Source organism: Streptomyces sp. GC420 (assembly GCF_009916105.1).
Classification (GTDB): domain Bacteria; phylum Actinomycetota; class Actinomycetes; order Streptomycetales; family Streptomycetaceae; genus Streptomyces.
The window spans coordinates 1-17,207 of the sequence record NZ_JAAAXQ010000154.1; the positions used below are offsets into that span (position 1 = coordinate 1).

The window sequence follows — 17,207 nt, forward strand, 5'->3', positions numbered from 1 at the left end:
GTGCGGGGGGTGCGCGGACGGTCGTCCCGGCGCGGGAGGCGGCGGCGGAGGTCCAGCCGGATCTGCTGCGGGATCGCGTACGCCCGCTCCGGCGCCGCGCGCCGCCTGCGGCCCGCGCAGAACATGCACTCCTCGCCGGGCGGCGCGTCCGGGTCCACGGGCGCGCCCGGGTGCTCCGCGCAGCCCGAGGCGCCGCGCGGCCGGGACAGCTCCCTGGCCACCACGAACGCGCCGTACAGAGCGTCCGCCAGCAGGGCGAAATCCCCGGCGGCCGAGGTGAGCCCGACGGCGAGAGACAGCCGACTGGACTCTCCCACGAGCTCCGCGAGCCGGTCCCTCGTGTACGGCGGACCGGGCACCGGATAGCCCAGCTCCGACGGGCGCGCGGCGGCGTCACCGGCCGGCACGCCCCGCTCGCCGCGGAGCCTGCGCGTATTGCACAGCAGGCAGCAGCCCCATCCCCCGGGCGGCTCCGGGTCGAGCGGGCCGTCCGGGTGCTCGGGGCACCCCGTGCGGCTCTTCACCGGCGCGAGCACGGCCGCGGCGCGGAACGCGGCGTACAGCCCGTCCGCCACCGGCTCGAACTCCAGCGGATGCGACCCGGCGGCCAGAGCGCCGAGCATGTCCTTCGCCGCCCCGAGCCTGCCCCGCAGTTCGGCCAGCACATACGGCCGCCCGGCGGGGACGCTGTAGCTGCGTGTGTCCCGTCCGTCCTTCTGCGACTCCATGCCATCGGAGCGTAGGGGCCGCCACTGACAACGGGGCGTCCGCGAGGTGCGGCCGCGCACGACGGACGGCGGCCCGCCCCCCGTGGTGCGGGGGGGCGGGCCGCCGTCCGTGCGGACGTCCGCGGGCGGTTCGCCTAGAAGGCCGCCTCGTCGAGGTCCATGATCTCCAGGTCGACGCCATCGGCGATCGCCCGCTGGACGGCGACGTTCGGCAGGACGTTGGACGCGAAGAACTTCGCGGCCGCGATCTTGCCCTGGTAGAACGCCTGGTCCTTGGCCGAGGCACCGGCGGCCAGCTTCTCCGCGGCGACGGCGGCACCGCGCAGCAGGAGGTAGCCGATCACGACGTCACCCGAGGTGAGCAGCAGGCGCGTGGCGTTGAGGCCCACCTTGTAGATGTTCTTGACGTCCTCGCCGGTGGCGATGAGGTCGTTGGTCATCTTGCCGACGATCGCCTCGAGGTCCACGGCGGCCTTGGTCAGCTCGTTGCGGGCCGCGGCCAGTTCCTCGCCGCCGGCCTCGCTCGCCAGGAACTTCTTGATCTCCTCGGAGAGGATGTTCAGCGAGGCGCCCTGGTCGCGGACGATCTTGCGGAAGAAGAAGTCCTGGCCCTGGATCGCCGTGGTGCCCTCGTAGAGGGTGTCGATCTTGGCGTCCCGGATGTACTGCTCGACCGGGTACTCCTGGAGGTAGCCCGAGCCGCCGAAGGTCTGCAGCGACTGGGCGAGCTGCTCGTACGACTTCTCGGAGCCGTAGCCCTTCACGATCGGCAGGAGCAGGTCGTTGAGGCCGTTGAGGCGCTTGACCTCGTCGGTCTCGCCCGCCGCCTCCTTGACCTGGATCTCGTCCTGCACGGCCGCGGTGTAGAGCACCAGGGAGCGCATGCCCTCGGCGTACGCCTTCTGCGTCATCAGGGCGCGGCGGACGTCCGGGTGGTGCGTGATGGTGACCTTGGGCGCGGTCTTGTCGGTGAAGTTCTTCAGGTCCGGTCCCTGGACGCGCTCCTTGGCGTACTCCAGGGCGTTCAGGTAGCCCGTCGACAGGGTGGCGATCGCCTTGGTGCCGACCATCATGCGGGCGAGCTCGATGATCCGGAACATCTGGCGGATGCCGTCGTGCTTGTCGCCGATCAGCCAGCCCTTGGCGGGGTGCTTGTCGCCGAAGGTCATCTCGCACGTGTTGGAGACCTTCAGGCCCATCTTGTGCTCGACGTTCGTGGCGTAGGCGCCGTTGCGCTCGCCCAGCTCGCCGGTCTCGAAGTCGAACAGGTACTTCGGGACGAGGAAGAGGGACAGGCCCTTGGTGCCCGGTCCGGCGCCCTCGGGGCGGGCGAGGACGTAGTGGAGGATGTTCTCCTCCATGTCGTGCTCACCCGAGGTGATGAAGCGCTTGACGCCCTCGATGTGCCAGGAGCCGTCCTCCTGCTGCACGGCCCTGGTGCGGCCCGCGCCCACGTCGGAGCCGGCGTCCGGCTCGGTGAGGACCATGGTGGAGGCCCAGCGGCGGTCGATCGCGATCTTGGCGATCTTCTTCTGGACCTCGTTGCCCTCGTTGAAGAGGATGCCGGCGAAGCCCGGCCCGGAGGAGTACATCCAGATCGCCGGGTTGGAGCCGAGCAGCAGCTCCGCGTAGGCCCAGATCAGGGTCGCGGGGGCGGTGGTGCCGCCGATCTCCTCGGGCAGGCCCAGGCGCCAGTACTCGGCCTCCATCCAGGCCTCGTAGCTCTTCTTGAAGGCGGCCGGGATCGGCGCGGTGTTGGTCTCGGGGTCGAACACCGGCGGGTTCCGGTCGGCGTCCGCGAAGGACTCCGCCAGCTCGTTCTCCGCGAGGCGCGCGATCTCCTCGAGGATGCTCCGTGCGGTTTCCTGGTCCATTTCCGCGAACGGGCCGGTGCCGTACAGCTTGTCGCGGCCGAGTACCTCGAAGAGGTTGAACTCGATGTCGCGGAGATTCGACTTGTAGTGCCCCATGGCGGTCGGCTCCGTAAGGGATCGGGAGGGCGTTTCCTCGTGTCGTATTACTGACAGCGCATGTGTGTCTGCGCACCTACCAGCAAGTAACCAGGATGATGCTACCCACTGGTAATAAGGTGCAACCCCAGCCGGTGAAGTGTGACCAGTCTCTATCCGGGCCGGCTCCGCGTCCGGCTTGTCACCGAGTCGTCATTCAAAGGTTCGAAGGCTCGACGAATGACACGGCCCGAGGGCCCCGGCGGTTCGCGGCGGCGCGGCGGGCTCCGGCACGCCGCGACGGTTCGGCGGGCCCCTCCCCGGTGTCCGGCAGGCCCCTCCGCGCTGACCGGCGGACCCCCGCCCCGGAGCCTGCCAGGTCCCCTCCCCGGCGTCCGGCGGGGCCTTTGCGACGCCCGGACGGCCCGTTCCATGACGCCCAGCCCGGTCGGCCCCCGGTCGTTAAGGTTGCCTCCATGAGCACTCCAGGCGCCTTCGACCACTCCCACACCGACGGCCTCTTCTCATTCCTCGCGGCCAGCCCCACCCCGTATCACGCGGTGGCGAACGCGGCGCGGCGGCTGGAGGAAGCCGGCTTCCGGCAGGCGCGGGAGACGGACGCCTGGGACGGCGGTCCCGGTGGGAAGTACGTGCTGCGCGGCGGGGCGATCATCGCCTGGTACGTGCCCGAGGGCGCGGCGCCCGAGACGCCGTTCCGGATCGTCGGCGCCCACACCGACTCACCGAACCTCCGCGTCAAGCCCCAGCCCGACATGGGCAGCGCCGGCTGGCGCCAGATCGCCGTCGAGATCTACGGCGGCCCGCTGCTGAACTCCTGGCTCGACCGCGACCTCGGCATCGCCGGCCGGCTCACCCTACGCGACGGCTCCTCCCGGCTGGTCGACGTGGACCGGCCGCTGCTGCGCGTCCCGCAGCTCGCCGTCCACCTCGACCGCTCCGTGAACACCGACGGACTGAAGCTCGACCGGCAGCGCCACCTCCAGCCAGTCTGGGGGCTCGGCTCCGTCCACGAGGGCGACCTCATCCACTTCCTGGAGGACGAGGCCGGCCTGGAGCGCGACTCCGTCGCCGGGTGGGACCTGATGACCCACAGCGTGGAACCGCCCGCCTACCTGGGACGCGACCGGGAACTGGTCGCCGGGCCGCGCATGGACAACCTGCTGTCCGTACACGCCGGCACCGCCGCGCTCACGGCGGCCGCCTCCCGCACCGGGCTGACCAGCATCCCGGTCCTCGCCGCCTTCGACCACGAGGAGAACGGCAGCCAGTCCGACACCGGTGCCGACGGGCCGCTCCTCGGCAACGTGCTGGAACGTTCGGTCCTCTCCCGCGGCGGCACTCTCGAGGACCGCGCCCGGGCCCTCGCCGGCACCGTATGCCTGTCCTGCGACACCGGCCACGCCGTGCACCCCAACTACGGCGAACGCCACGACCCCACGCACCACCCCGTCGTCAACGGCGGGCCCATCCTCAAGGTCAACGTCAACCAGCGTTACGCCACGGACGGTTCGGGCCGTGCCGTCTTCGTCGAAGCCTGCGAACGGGCCGGAGTGCCCTGGCAGACCTTCGTCTCCAACAACGCCATGCCGTGCGGCACCACCATCGGCCCGATCACCGCCGCCCGGCACGGTATCCGGACGGTCGACATCGGCGCGGCCATCCTCTCCATGCACAGCGCACGGGAGTTGTGCGGGGCCGAGGACCCGTACCTGCTGGCGAACGCCATGACCGCCTTCCTGGAGGGCTGACGGGGCGGAGGCGAAGCCGCCGCCTCCGCATGGCTGTTCGGGGCCGGGGTACACGGAAGTCCTGCCAACCCACAGGACTCGGTACGAGTACCGGACCAACAGCCAGTCAGGAGGCGGAAGTCATGGGCCTCGGCGGATGCATCGTGCTCATCGCGGTGGGTGCGATCCTCACGTTCGCGACCGATTGGGAGATGTCGGGGGTCAACCTCGATCTCGTCGGTCTCATTCTCATGGCCGTCGGCATCATCGGCGTCGCCACGTTCACGTCCATCGCCAGGCGGCGGCGGGCCGTCGTACCGCCCGTCACGCAGACGGTCGTCGACGACGACCCGAACCGCAACTACCGCTACTGATCCCGTTCGCCCGTCCATTCGTCTATTCGTCCATCCGTTCGCCCATCCTGCGAGGAACAGCGCCAGAGGGGCGACCCCCGATGCGGTGACGCGCACCGGGTCGCACCGGTACGGCCGAAGCCCATGCCGCCGAGCGGCCGGCCACGGCCGCCGGTCGACTGCTCCGCCGGTCCACTGTCCGGCCGCGGCGGGTGACCGGACTGAGCCCGTCGGCCTACCGGCGGCGTTGCGGACCGGCGCCGGGGGAACGCCTGCCGCCATGAGATACGTGGTGCGGGAGCGGCTGCTCGGTATCGGCGAGGACTACTGGATCGAGGACGAGCACGGCCGGAAGGCCTACCTGGTCGACGGCAAGGCGCTGACGCTGCGCGGCACCTTCGAGCTGAAGGACCCCCAGGGGCGCACGCTCGTCGTCATCCGCCGCAGGATGCTGACCCTGCGCGACACGATGACGATCGAGCGGGACGGCGGGCCGCTCGCCACGATCAGGCGCAAACGCCTGTCGCTGCTGCGCAACCACTACCGGGTTGCGCTGGTGGACGGCACGGAACTCGACGTCAGCGGCAAGATCCTGGACCGCGAGTTCGCCGTCGAGTACGACGGAGAGCTGCTGGCGCACATCTCCCGGCGCATGCTGACGCTCCGGGACACGTACGGGCTGGACGTCGTCCGCGAGGACGCGGACCCGGCGCTGCTGATCGCGGTCACGGTGTGCGTCGTCCACCTGGCCGACCGGGAACGCGAGTCCCGGTAGGGCCGACCGGGAACGCGAGTCCCGGTACGGCCGGGCGGGAGCGGCGGGACCCTCAGGCGCGCGCGGGGTCGGGCAGGCCGAGGACGCGGTCCTTCAGTGCCGGGAACTGCTCGCGGGTCGCGGCGACCTTCGCCGGGTCGAGATCGACGGTGAGGACCTCCTCGCCGGAGCCCGCCTCGGCCAGGACCTCGCCCCAGGGGTCGACGACGATGCTGTGGCCCGCCTGCTGGACGCCGGCGTGCGTGCCGGCGCTGCCGCAGGCCAGGACGTAGCTCTGGTTCTCCACGGCCCGTGCCCGGGCCAGCAGCGTCCAGTGGGAGCGGCGGCGCTCGGGCCATCCCGCCGGTACGACCAGGGCCGTGGCGCCCGCGTCGACGAGGCCACGGAACAGTTCGGGGAATCGCAGGTCGTAGCAGGTGGCGAGGCCCAGGGTGAGGGAGCCGGGGAGGGGCACGGTGACGAGGTCGGTGCCGCGCGCCATCAGGACGGCCTCGCCCTTGTCGAAGCCGAAGCGGTGGATCTTACGGTAGGTGCGGACCAGCTCGCCGTCCGGGGAGTAGACGAGAGAGGTGTTGAACAGCGCCTCGCCGTCCCGTTCGACGATGGAACCCGCGTGCAGCCAGACCCCGGCGTCCCTGGCGGCCTTCGCCATGACCTCGTGCGTCGGGCCCTCCAGGGGCTCGGCCTCCTCCGCGAAGGAGTCGAAGGCGAAGGCCCCGACCGGCCAGAGCTCCGGAAGAACGACGAGATCGGCGCCCGCCTGTTCCCGTACCAGGGAGGCCGCCCGCAGCCGACGGGAAACAACCGTTTCGTCCGGATTCACAGCGATCTGGATCAGCGAGGCGCGCACATTACCACCGTCCTGGCTCGGGAGACTGTGAACGCCCACAGGTTCTCCGACCTACGATCGTCACACGAAAGCACTGCCGGGGTGCCCGCGGGCAGCGTACTGTGCTCTTCCGGGGGCCGCCCCCGGACCCCCAGAGCTGCCGAACCTCCCACACCCAGCCGAAGTCCAGCCTGCGCCACCGAGGGGTCCCGTGACCGTCCATCCCAGCCTCCAGAACTACGCCGATGCCTGGACCCACTCCATCGAAGCGATATCGGAGCTGGTGTCGCCGCTTGTGGAGGGCGAGTGGAACCGTCGCACACCGTGCCCGGCATGGTCGGTGCGCGACATCGTCTCGCACATCATCGGCATGGAGTGCGAGATGCTCGGCGACCCGCGGCCGATCCACACGCTCCCCCGCGATCTGTTCCATGTCCAGCGCAGTGAGTTCGCGCGCTATATGGAGACCCAGGTCGACGTGCGCCGGCACCACACCTCTCCCGAGATGGTCGCCGAGCTGGAGTACACCGTCATCCGGCGCTCCCGCCAGCTGCGCAACGAGTCCCGCGCTCCGGAGACGATGGTCCCCGCCCCTCTGGGCGCCCAGCAGACGCTGGAGAACGCGCTGCGCTTCCGCGCGTTCGACGTGTGGGTCCACGAGCAGGACCTGAGGGCGGCCCTGGGGCAGCCCGGCAACCTGGACTCCCCGGGGGCGATCGTCACCCGTGACCTGCTGCTCGACGCGCTGCCCAAGGTGGTCGCCAAGAACGCGGGCGCGCCGCCGAACTCCGCGGTCGTGGTGGACGTGCACGGGCCGGTCGAGTTCCTGCGCACCGTCCGTGTCGACCAGGACGGGCGCGGCACGATCGACGGCTCCCCCTCGCTGGGACCGCTGGTGACGCTGGCGCTGGACTGGGAGACGTACGTACGCCTGGCCTGCGGCCGGGTGCGGGCCGACCAGGTCGCCGAGCACATCAAGGTGGAGGGCGACCAGGAACTGGCCGCCGCGATCCTCCGCGAGTTCGCGGTCACGCCGTAACACCCTCGCCACGACCACCACCCGGACCGCGGCGGCCACGCCGCGGCCGGGGGTGCGGGCGACCCACCGAGCTGCCGGGCAGCGGGGCGCCCGCCCCGTGCCGGGTTGGGCGGAGCCGCCTGGTCAGGCGGGGACGTGGACCGCCTCGACGCGGCTCTCGACCAGGCGCTCGCTCTCACGCCGCGCCGCCCTGCGGCGCAGGCGCAGGATGCTGGTGACCCCCAGTGCCTGGAGCACGAAGACGGAGGAGAACGCGATCCGGTAGTCGTCGCCGGTCGCGTCGAGGAGCACGCCCACGGCGAACAGCGTCGTCATGGAGGCGACGAAACCGCCCATGTTGACGATCCCGGACGCAGTGCCCTGGCGCTCCGGCGGATTCGCGGGCCGGGCGAAGTCGAAGCCGATCATGGAGGCCGGGCCGCAGGCCCCCAGCACCGTGCACAGGGTGATCAGCAGCCACATCGGGGCGGTGCCCCCCGGCCACATGATGGTGGTGGCCCACAGCACCGCCGTAGTCCCTATGGTTCCCAGCACCAAGGGGGCGCGCGCTCCATGGTGCCGGGCGATGACCTGCCCGTACACCAGGCCGATCACCATGTTGGAGAGCACCACCAGGGTCAGCATCTCGCCCGCCGAGGCCCGGGACATGCCCTGTGCCTCGACCAGGAACGGCAGCCCCCACAGCAGCAGGAACACCATGGCGGGGAACTGTGTGGTGAAGTGCGCCCACAGCCCGAGGCGGGTGCCGGGCTCGCGCCAGGACTCGGCGATCTGCCGGCGAACGTAGGCGGCGCCGGTGTGCTTGGCCGGTGCCGGCTCGTGTCCCTCCGGGTGGTCCTTCAGGAAGAGCAGCAGCAGGACGAGAACGAGGACGCCGGCCGCCGAGCTGCCCGCGAAGGTCACGGTCCAGCCGAGCCCGTCGAGCGCCCGCGAGATGACGATCGTGGACACGAGGTTGCCGGCCATCCCCACCAGCCCGGCGAGCTGGCCGATGAACGGCCCGCGCCTGGCCGGGAACCAGCGGGCGCCCAGCCGCAGCACGCTGATGAAGGTCATCGCGTCGCCGCAGCCCAGCAGTGCCCGCGAGGCGAGGGCCATGGCGTACGAGGGTGAGAGGGCGAAGCCGAGCTGCCCGGCCGTGAACAGCACGACGCCGATGGTCAGGACCCGCTTGGTGCCGAGCCGGTCCACCATGAGGCCGACGGGTATCTGCATGCCCGCGTAGACCAGGAGCTGCAGGATCGAGAACGTCGACAGCGCCGAGGCGTTGACGCCGAAGCGGTCGGCGGCGTCGAGCCCGGCCACGCCGAGGCTCGTGCGGAAGGTGACGGCGACGAAGTAGACGGCCACGCCGATGCCCCAGACGGCCGCGGCGCGGCGCCCTCCGGGCGGATCGCCGGGAAGACGGGCGGCGGAGGCGGTCACTTGACCTCTCCGCGGGCCAGGGTGTGAAACCAGCTGATGTGTCGGCCGATGGCGGTGACGGCCGCCTCCGGGTCCCCGGCGCGGAGCGCGTCGAGGATCTCGCCGTGCTCGGCGATGGCCTTGGCGATCCGGTCGGGGTGCGAATGCATCACGGCGACACCCATCCTCAACTGACGGTCGCGCAGCTGGTCGTAGAGGCGGGACAGGATCTGGTTGCCGCCGCTGCGGACGATCTCGGCGTGGAAGCAGCGGTCGGTGACCGAGGCGGCGGCCAGGTCGCCGGCCTCCGCCTGGCGCCGCTGCTGCTCCAGGAGTTCCTGGAGCCGGTCGAGGAGCCGGGGCGGGGCGGACACGGCCTTGCGGGCGGCGTGCTGCTCGACGAGCAGCCGGGTCTCGACGACGTCCGCGATCTCCTGCGCGGAGACCGGCAGCACCAGTGCGCCCTTCTTCGGGTAGAGCTTGATCAGCCCCTCGACCTCCAGCCGCAGCAGCGCCTCGCGCACCGGGGTGCGGGAGACGCCGACGGTCTCGGCGAGGTCGCCTTCGGTCAGCAGGGTGCCGCCCTCGTAGCGCCGGTCGAGCACGGCCTGCTTGATGTGGGCGTACACCCGCTCGGCGGCGGGCGGCTGCTTGAGGGAGACCGGGGCTGTGGGCATGCACACAGCATAGATACAACAGAGGTGCATCATCGGCCGCGTCCGTATCGCGGACGGCGGGCGGCCGTTCCCGCCGGCGGCGCGCCCACGTCCCGGCCGCCACCCCGACGGAAAGCCGTCGTCCAACATGGCCGAAATCACACCTCGATGCGTACAACCATCGGACGTTCCCGTGGGTCTGGTGAGTGCAGAGCACTCCACTCCTGTGCCTGCCCAAGCTTTCGCTGACTCGGAGCGTCGATTTTGAAATCCCTCCTCATCAAGGGCCGCACCAAGGGCAGAAGCATGCGCAAGGCCACCGCCTTCACCGTGTCGGTGACCGCGGGTGCCGTGCTTGCCGTCCCGGCCCTGGCGGCCCCCGCGCAGGCGGCCACCGCGCCCACCATCAGCGCCAAGGGCGCCTACCTGTACGACCTTTCGACGAGCACCAAGCTCTACGGCAAGGACAGCAACACCAAGCGCCAGATGGCGTCCACGACGAAGATCATGACGGCCGCCGTGGTCCTCAACACCTCCGGTCTCGACCTCGACCGCAAGGTGACCGTCCGGCAGGCCTACCGCGACTACGTCGCCGCGCAGGGTGCCAGCACCGCCGACCTCAGGACCGGCGACAAGCTGACCGTCCGTCAGCTTCTGTACGGGTTGATGCTGCCCTCCGGCTGCGACGCGGCCTACGCCCTGGCCGACACCTTCGGCAGCGGCGACACCCGCTCCGCCCGCACGAAGTCGTTCATCGGCAAGATGAACAAGAAGGCCTCGGACCTGGGCATGACGAACACCAAGTTCGACTCCTTCGACGGCATCTCCTCCACGGGGAACAACTACACGACCCCGAAGGACCTGACGAAGCTCGCCCGCTACGCCATGAAGAGCTCGACGTTCCGCTCGGTCGTCAAGACGACCAAGACCGTGCGCTACGCGACCACCAGCACCGGCGGCACCCGTACCTACACCTGGTACAACACCAACAAGCTGCTCGGCTCCTACAACGGCGCCGTCGGCATCAAGACCGGCACCGGCTCCGCCGCCGGCCCCTGCCTCGTCTTCGCCGCCACCCGCGGCGAGAAGACCGTGGTCGGTGTGATCCTCAACGACACCAACCGCTACACGGACGCGGCGAAGCTGCTCGACTACGCCTTCGGTTCGAGCACCGCCACGACGATGAAGCTGCGCTCGCTGCCCTCCGGGGCCCAGCAGGACTGATCCACGTCCGGCCCGGTCCGGGTCCGGCCGATCCACTGAGGTCGGGCCGGACCGGAGCCGGTCCCGGTCGCTGATCCCGATCGCTGGTCCCGGTCACTGGTCCCGGGCGTACGGGTGATAATTCCCCGCATGCCCGAGACCAGGACAGCCGCCCCGCCGCCCGCGGCCACCACGCCGCGACCGAGGTACGGCGCGGCGCCCGCACTGCTCGGGTACGCGGCGGTACGGCTGACCGGCCTCGCCCTCCTCCTCGCCCTGGCCGCCGCCCAGGGCAAGGACGGCCTCCACCGGCTGAACGGACGCTGGGACTCCGTCTGGTACCAGCGCATCGCGGCGAACGGCTACGGCCACGAGGTCACCCTGCCGGACGGCTCCGTCCACTCCGACCTGGCCTTCTTCCCGCTGTTCCCGCTGCTGGAGCGCGGTGTCCGCGAACTGCTGCCCATCGGCCTGCCGGCGTCCGGGCTCGTCGTCTCCTGGCTCGCCTCCCTCGCCGCGGCCTGGGGCGTCTTCGCCGTGGGCGACCACCTGTACGGCCGCCGCGCGGGCACCCTGCTCGCCGTGCTGTGGGGCGTCTTCCCGACGGCGTTCGTCCAGTCCATGGCCTACACGGAGACGCTGTTCACGGCGCTCGCCGCCTGGGCGCTGTACGCCGTGCTGACCCGCCGCTGGATCGCGGCGGGGCTGCTGTGCTCCGCGGCCGGCCTGACCCGTCCCTCCGCCGCCGCGCTGATCGCCGCGATCGGCGTCACCGGTGCCCGGACGCTGTACAGCGAGCGGCGCTGGGACCCGAGGGTGGCCGCCGGGGTCTGTCTCGCCCCGCTGGGCTGGCTCTCGTACGTCGTGTACGTCGCCCGGCGCGAGGGCGCGCCCTTCGCCTACTTCGACGTCCAGGCCCGGTGGAACAACCGCATCGACGGCGGCGTCGCGCTCGCCTCCTTCGTGGCCCGGCAGTTCTCCCACAGCCCCCTCGCGGGCCTCGGCCTGTGCGCCGCCTTCGCGTTCCTCTTCTGGGTACTGTGGCTGTGCGTACGCCAGAAGCAGCCGTTGCCCGTCCTGGTGTACACGCTCGCCGTCGTGGCCGTGTCCCTCGTCGGCTCCGGCTACTTCGGCTCCAGGCCCCGCCTGATGATGCCCGCGTTCCCGCTGCTCCTCCCGGCCGCCGCGGCCCTCGCCCGGAACACCGTGAAGCCCCGCACGTCCCTGCCGGTCCTCGCCGCGGCGGCGATCGCGTCAGGGCTGTACGGGGCCTTCACGCTGCTGGGTTCCGGCCCGCCCTAGAGGCGACGGACCGCCCGCGTGTTCCCTCGTCCTCCGTTCAGACGGTGAACCCTCCGTCCGCGTGCAGCGAGGCGCCCGTGACATAGCCGGCGTCGCGGGACGCGAGATATGCGACGGCGGAGGCGATCTCCTCGGCCCCGGCGTAGCGCCCGAGCGCGGTGAAGCCCCGGACCGCAGGCGCGTTCGGCCCGTCGGCGGGATTGGCGTCGGTGTCCGTCGGACCGGGGTGGACCAGGTTCACGGTGATACCGCGCGGCCCCAGGTCCCGGGCCAGGCCCTTGGTCATGCCCGTGAGCGCGGCCTTGCTCATCGCGTACAGCGAGAATCCCGGGAACGCCGTCCGCTCCGCCACATTGCTGCCGATGCTGACGATCCGCCCGCCGGCCCGCATGTGGCGGGCCGCGGCCCGGCTCGCCAGATAGGGCGCGCGCACGTTCACGGCGACCACCTCGTCGAACTCCGCCGCGCCCAGTTCCTCGACGGTCCCCACCACGAACGCCGCCGCGTTGTTCACCAGGACGTCCAGCCCGCCGAGCCCCGCGGCCGCCCGGTCCACGGCGGCGGTCACGGCTCCGCCGTCCGCGCCCTCCATCCGGAGCACCACGGCCCGGCGCCCCATCCCCTCGATCTTCTCCGCCACCGCCCCGGCGCCCGCGCCGTCCTGCCGGTACGTCAGGGCGACATCCGCGCCCGCCGCCGCCAGACGCAGCGCGACCGCCGCGCCGATGCCCCGGCTCCCACCTGTGACCAGGGCTTTCCTGCCCGTGAACTCGTATGTGTCCATGCAATTCATCGTGGCCGGACGCCCGGAGGAGTTCTGGCGGCATCCGGACCTCACGTTCCTCTGTCCCGGAAGCCCCCGGCCCACGACGCCGGGCCCACGGCGAACGGGCCGGTCGGGGCGCGGCCCCCGGCCGGGCGGTCCGGGGAACGGGCGGGGCCCGGGAGGAAGGTTCCTCCCGGGCCCCGTCGGTCCGGCACCTGCCGTACGGCCCTGTCAGGCCCAGGTGATGAGCCTCTTCGGCTGCTCCAGCACCGCCGCCACATCCGCGAGCACCTTCGAGCCGAGTTCGCCGTCGACCAGGCGGTGGTCGAAGGAGAGCGCGAGCGTCGTGACCTGACGCGGCTTGACCTTGCCCTTGTGGACCCAGGGCTGGAGTCTGACCGCCCCGAACGCGAGGATCGCGGACTCGCCCTGGTTCAGGATCGGTGTTCCGGTATCGACGCCGAAGACGCCGACGTTCGTGATGGTCACCGTGCCGCCCTGCATCGCCGCCGGTGAGGTCTTGCCCTCCCGCGCGGTCGCGACCAGCTCACCGAGCGCGGCGGCGAGTTCCGGCAGGGCCTTGGCGTGGGCGTCCTTGATGTTCGGCACGATCAGCCCGCGCGGGGTTGCCGCGGCGATGCCCAGGTTCACGTAGTGCTTGTACACGATCTCCTGGTTCGCCTCGTCCCAGGAGGCGTTGACGTCCGGGTTCCGCTTGATCGCCACGAGCAGCGCCCTGGCGACCAGCAGCAGCGGGTTGACCCGCAGCCCGGCCATGTCCTTGTCCTGCTTGAGCTCCTCGACGAGCTTCATCGTCCGCGTCACGTCCACGGTGACGAACTCCGTGGCGTGCGGTGCGGTGAAGGCGGAGCTCACCATGGCCTGGGCGGTCATCTTGCGTACGCCCTTGATGGGGACGCGTGTCTCGCGCGCCCCGGCGACGGTGCCGAGCCCGGCGGGCGGGGCGGGGACGGCGGCCACGGCCGGCTCGGGGCGTACCGCGGCGTGCGCGGGCGCCACGGGCGCCTCGACCGGTGCGGGTGCGGCCGCGGATGCGGCCGCCTGGGCCTGGGCCTGGGCCTGAACCGCGGCGGCGGCCGCGTGGACGTCGTCCCGCGTGATGATCCCGTCGGGTCCCGTCGGCGTCACCGTCGTCAGGTCGATGCCCAGGTCCTTGGCGAGCTTCCGCACGGGCGGCTTCGCCAGCGGCCGGGGACCGGCCGCCGCGTGCCCGTTCAGTCCGCCCGGCGCGGCGCCCGCGGGCGGTGCCAAGGTCTCGAAGGGGATCTCGGAGGGGGCCTCGGAGGGGGCCTCGGAGGGCGCACCGCCCACCGGCTTGCGCGGCCGGCGCTTCGTGGAGGTCTGCGCCACGCCGTAGCCGACCAGCACCGGCTGCCGTGCGGGCGGGGCGGCAGCAGCGGCGGGTGCGGCGGGTGCGCTCTCACCGGCGGCCGGCACGGCCGGAGCCGGTACCGCGGCGGCGGTCTCCTCCGGCACCGCCGGCGGGGCCTCGCCCCCGCCCGTGTCGACGGAGATGATCACCTCGCCGACATCGACGGTCGTCCCCTCGGGGAAGCGGAGCTCGTGCACCACCCCGTCGAACGGGATCGGCAGCTCGACGGCGGCCTTGGCCGTCTCCACCTCGCACACGACCTGGCCGTCGGTCACCCTGTCGCCGGGCCGGACGAACCACTTGAGGATCTCGGCCTCGGTGAGGCCCTCCCCCACGTCCGGCATCTTGAACTCGCGGACCGAGGTCCCACGGGTTTCGGTCATCGTCGTCACGAACCTCTCCCTCAGTACGCCAGCGAGCGGTCGACGGCGTCGAGTACCCGGTCCAGACCCGGCAGGTACTCCTCTTCGATCCGGGCCGGCGGGTACGGGGCATGGAAGCCGCCGACGCGCAGCACGGGCGCCTCCAGGTGGTAGAAGCACCGCTCCGTGATGCGTGCGGCGATCTCCGAGCCCGAGCCCAGGAAGACAGGGGCCTCGTGGACGACGACGAGGCGGCGGGTCTTCTCGACGGACGCCTGGATCGTGTCGAAGTCGATCGGGGAGATCGAACGCAGGTCGAGGACCTCCACCGAGTTGCCCTCCTCGGCCGCGGCCCTGGCCGCCTCCAGGCAGACCTTCACCATCGGGCCGTACGCCGCCAGGGTCAGGTCCGTGCCGGCCAGCGCGACGCGCGCGCCGTGCAGCGGGGACGGGATCGCCTCGGTGCTGACCTCGCCCTTGTCCCAGTAGCGGCGCTTCGGCTCGAAGAAGATCACCGGGTCGTCGCTCTGGATGGCCTGCTGGAGCATCCAGTAGGCGTCGGAGGCGTTCGAGGGGGTGACCACCTTCAGGCCCGCCACGTGCGCGAACAGGGCCTCCGGGGACTCGCTGTGGTGCTCGACCGCGCCGATCCCGCCGCCGTAGGGGATGCGGACGACGACCGGCAGCTTGACCGTGCCGAGCGAGCGTGCGTGCATCTTCGCGAGCTGCGTGACGATCTGGTCGTAGGCCGGGAAGACGAAGCCGTCGAACTGGATCTCCACCACCGGGCGGTAGCCGCGCAGCGCCAGGCCGACGGCCGTGCCGACGATCCCGGACTCGGCGAGCGGGGTGTCGATGACCCGGTCCTCGCCGAAGTCCTTCTGCAGGCCGTCGGTGATACGGAAGACACCGCCGAGCTTGCCGACGTCCTCACCCATGATCAGGACCTTGGGGTCGGTGTCCAGGGCCTTGCGCAGCGACTCGTTGAGGGCCTTCGCCAACGTCATGGTCGTCATGATCAGTTGCCCTCCTCGGCGAACGAAGCCTGGTACGCGGCGAACTGCGCCCGTTCCTCGTCGACGAGCGCGTGCCCGTCGGCGTATACGTGCTCGAACATCGACATGGCGTCGGGGTCGGGCATCGAACGCACCGCCTCCCTGACCCGCTTGGCCAGCGCGTCGCTCTCCTCCTCCAGCGCGGCGAAGAAGCCCTCGTCCGCGATGCCCTCGCGCTCCAGGTACGCCTTGAGCCGGGAGATCGGGTCCTTGGCCTCCCAGGCCGCCCGCTCGTCGTCGTGCCGGTAGCGGGTCGGGTCGTCGGATGTGGTGTGGGCACCCATGCGGTAGGTGAAGGCCTCGACCAGCGTCGGGCCCTCGCCGCGCCGCGCCCGCTCCAGGGCGGCGCGGGTCACCGCCAGGCAGGCGAGGACGTCGTTGCCGTCGACGCGGACGCCGGGGAAGCCGAAGCCGGCGGCGCGCTGGTAGATCGGCACGCGGCTCTGCTTCTCGGTGGGCTCGGAGATCGCCCACTGGTTGTTCTGGCAGAAGAAGACGACGGGGGCGTTGTAGACCGCGGCGAACGTGAAGGCCTCGGCGACGTCTCCCTGGCTGCTGGCCCCGTCGCCGAAGTAGGCGATGACGGCCGAGTCGGCGCCGTCCTTGGCCACGCCCATCGCGTAACCGGTCGCGTGGAGCGTCTGCGAGCCGATGACGATGGTGTAGAGGTGGAAGTTGTTGCTGTTGGGGTCCCAGCCGCCGTGGTTCACGCCGCGGAACATGCCGAGGAGGTTGGTCGGGTCGACACCGCGGCACCAGGCGACGCCGTGCTCGCGGTAGGTCGGGAAGACGTAGTCGTCGTCGCGCAGGGCCCGGCCGGAGCCGATCTGGGCGGCCTCCTGGCCCAGCAGGGAGGCCCACAGGCCCAGCTCGCCCTGGCGCTGCAGCGCGGTGGCCTCGCCGTCGAAGCGGCGCGTGAGGACCATGTCCCGGTACAGCCCGCGCAGCTCGTCGGCCGTCAGGTCGATCGAGTAGTCGGGGTGCTCGACGCGCTCGCCCGCGGGCGTCAGCAGCTGTACGAGGTCGGGCTGTGCGGGCTGTGCGGTCCGGGCGCTCCTCGCCGGCTGCTTCTTGGCAGCGGTGCGCTTGGCTGCGCCTGTGCCTGCGCCTGTGCCGCTGCTGCGTCGCGGCTTGCGCGCGGCAGTGCTCTCCACGGTCACGTGTGCTCCTCCGTCGGTCCGGCCCCCGGGGTCCGCCGGGAAGCCAGTGCGGCTCGCCTGGATCCATACCCGCGCACGGGGTGGGTGCGTCGAGCGTCCGGAACCAGGTGTTGTCGGTGCGTTCCGTCGCGCGTACGCAGAAGGCACGTTACCCAGTGCCCCACATATCTGCGAAACCCCACCTGACCTGCGATTTTGCTTGGATTTCCAAGTAAATCGGGGAATCGCGGAACACTTGCTGGTCACAGCACTGGTCACAGCCTCGCGGCCGCCGGAACAACGGCACGTTATCCCGCCGTACCGAGGCGCGGGAAGACTTCTTTCCTGCTGATCGCAGCGCCCGGACACCGTTTCGCGGCGCGCCCACAATCCGGCCTTTCGGCCCAATCCGGCGAATTCGGCCCCACCCGCCGCCACGCACGGCGGCACTTTCCCGCCACTCCCGGCTCGCGGGGGTCCGGGACGGGGGTCCGAGAACAGGCGCC

15 protein-coding genes are annotated in these 17,207 nt (G+C 71.4%); 6 read left to right on the forward strand and 9 right to left on the reverse strand.

The features are described from left to right. Together GUY61_RS19745 and GUY61_RS19750 are read right to left on the reverse strand one after the other, a co-directional pair. Positions 1–728 (reverse strand): hypothetical protein (locus tag GUY61_RS19745; RefSeq protein WP_166631533.1); only part of this gene is annotated, 728 nt, incomplete at its 3' end. Positions 729–862: 134 nt separating this feature from the next. Further along, entirely contained in the window at positions 863–2,698 is a 1,836-nt protein-coding gene (locus GUY61_RS19750) for an acyl-CoA dehydrogenase (RefSeq protein ID WP_166631534.1), read from the reverse strand. 455 nt (positions 2,699–3,153) lie between these two features. On the opposite strand from GUY61_RS19750, the gene GUY61_RS19755 reads away from it, so the two are divergent. The 3 genes from GUY61_RS19755 to GUY61_RS19765 all read left to right on the forward strand — a co-directional run bounded on the left by GUY61_RS19755 (position 3,154) and on the right by GUY61_RS19765 (position 5,553). Continuing rightward, positions 3,154–4,446 carry a M18 family aminopeptidase gene (locus GUY61_RS19755; protein WP_166631535.1) on the forward strand — a complete coding sequence of 431 codons (1,293 nt, stop codon included), beginning with the start codon at positions 3,154–3,156 and terminating at the stop codon, positions 4,444–4,446. A gap of 122 nt (positions 4,447–4,568) precedes the next feature. After that, complete coding sequence (locus GUY61_RS19760) at positions 4,569–4,799, forward strand: DUF6458 family protein (RefSeq protein ID WP_166631536.1); 231 nt, start codon at positions 4,569–4,571, stop codon at positions 4,797–4,799. Between the two features lie 259 nt (positions 4,800–5,058). Then, entirely contained in the window at positions 5,059–5,553 is a 495-nt protein-coding gene (locus GUY61_RS19765) for an LURP-one-related/scramblase family protein (RefSeq protein WP_166631537.1), read from the forward strand. Positions 5,554–5,605: 52 nt separating this feature from the next. Here the strand turns inward: GUY61_RS19765 and GUY61_RS19770 are convergent, their stop codons facing one another. Continuing rightward, positions 5,606–6,403 (reverse strand): carbon-nitrogen family hydrolase, encoded by a 798-nt coding sequence (locus GUY61_RS19770; protein WP_166631538.1) that lies wholly within the window; start codon positions 6,401–6,403, stop codon positions 5,606–5,608. A 190-nt stretch (positions 6,404–6,593) separates the two neighbouring features. On the opposite strand from GUY61_RS19770, the gene GUY61_RS19775 reads away from it, so the two are divergent. Continuing rightward, positions 6,594–7,421, forward strand: a complete 828-nt coding sequence (locus GUY61_RS19775; protein ID WP_166631539.1) for a maleylpyruvate isomerase family mycothiol-dependent enzyme — start codon at positions 6,594–6,596, stop codon at positions 7,419–7,421. Positions 7,422–7,544: 123 nt separating this feature from the next. Here the strand turns inward: GUY61_RS19775 and GUY61_RS19780 are convergent, their stop codons facing one another. Together GUY61_RS19780 and GUY61_RS19785 are read right to left on the reverse strand one after the other, a co-directional pair. After that, complete coding sequence (locus tag GUY61_RS19780) at positions 7,545–8,846, reverse strand: nitrate/nitrite transporter (RefSeq protein WP_166631540.1); 1,302 nt, start codon at positions 8,844–8,846, stop codon at positions 7,545–7,547. Then, positions 8,843–9,502: a GntR family transcriptional regulator gene (locus tag GUY61_RS19785; RefSeq protein ID WP_166631541.1), complete on the reverse strand. Its 660-nt coding sequence runs from the start codon at positions 9,500–9,502 to the stop codon at positions 8,843–8,845. Before GUY61_RS19785 ends, GUY61_RS19780 begins: the two co-directional genes overlap by 4 nt. 285 nt (positions 9,503–9,787) lie before the next feature. On the opposite strand from GUY61_RS19785, the gene GUY61_RS19790 reads away from it, so the two are divergent. Then, entirely contained in the window at positions 9,788–10,705 is a 918-nt protein-coding gene (locus GUY61_RS19790) for a D-alanyl-D-alanine carboxypeptidase family protein (protein WP_166631547.1), read from the forward strand. Between the two features lie 129 nt (positions 10,706–10,834). Continuing rightward, entirely contained in the window at positions 10,835–11,986 is a 1,152-nt protein-coding gene (locus tag GUY61_RS19795; protein ID WP_166631542.1) for a glycosyltransferase family 39 protein, read from the forward strand. 37 nt (positions 11,987–12,023) lie between these two features. Here GUY61_RS19795 and GUY61_RS19800 read toward each other — a convergent pair whose 3' ends face one another. The 4 genes from GUY61_RS19800 to pdhA all read right to left on the reverse strand — a co-directional run bounded on the left by GUY61_RS19800 (position 12,024) and on the right by pdhA (position 16,722). After that, positions 12,024–12,770, reverse strand: coding sequence for an SDR family NAD(P)-dependent oxidoreductase (locus tag GUY61_RS19800; protein ID WP_166631543.1), 747 nt, complete (start codon positions 12,768–12,770; stop codon positions 12,024–12,026). A gap of 213 nt (positions 12,771–12,983) precedes the next feature. Further along, positions 12,984–14,528 carry a dihydrolipoamide acetyltransferase family protein gene (locus GUY61_RS19805; RefSeq protein WP_208106207.1) on the reverse strand — a complete coding sequence of 515 codons (1,545 nt, stop codon included), beginning with the start codon at positions 14,526–14,528 and terminating at the stop codon, positions 12,984–12,986. 20 nt (positions 14,529–14,548) lie between these two features. Next, complete coding sequence (locus GUY61_RS19810) at positions 14,549–15,523, reverse strand: alpha-ketoacid dehydrogenase subunit beta (protein WP_166631545.1); 975 nt, start codon at positions 15,521–15,523, stop codon at positions 14,549–14,551. Positions 15,524–15,525: 2 nt separating this feature from the next. Beyond that, positions 15,526–16,722, reverse strand: coding sequence for a pyruvate dehydrogenase (acetyl-transferring) E1 component subunit alpha (gene pdhA / locus GUY61_RS19815; RefSeq protein ID WP_166631546.1), 1,197 nt, complete (start codon positions 16,720–16,722; stop codon positions 15,526–15,528). Positions 16,723–17,207: the final 485 nt, after the last annotated feature.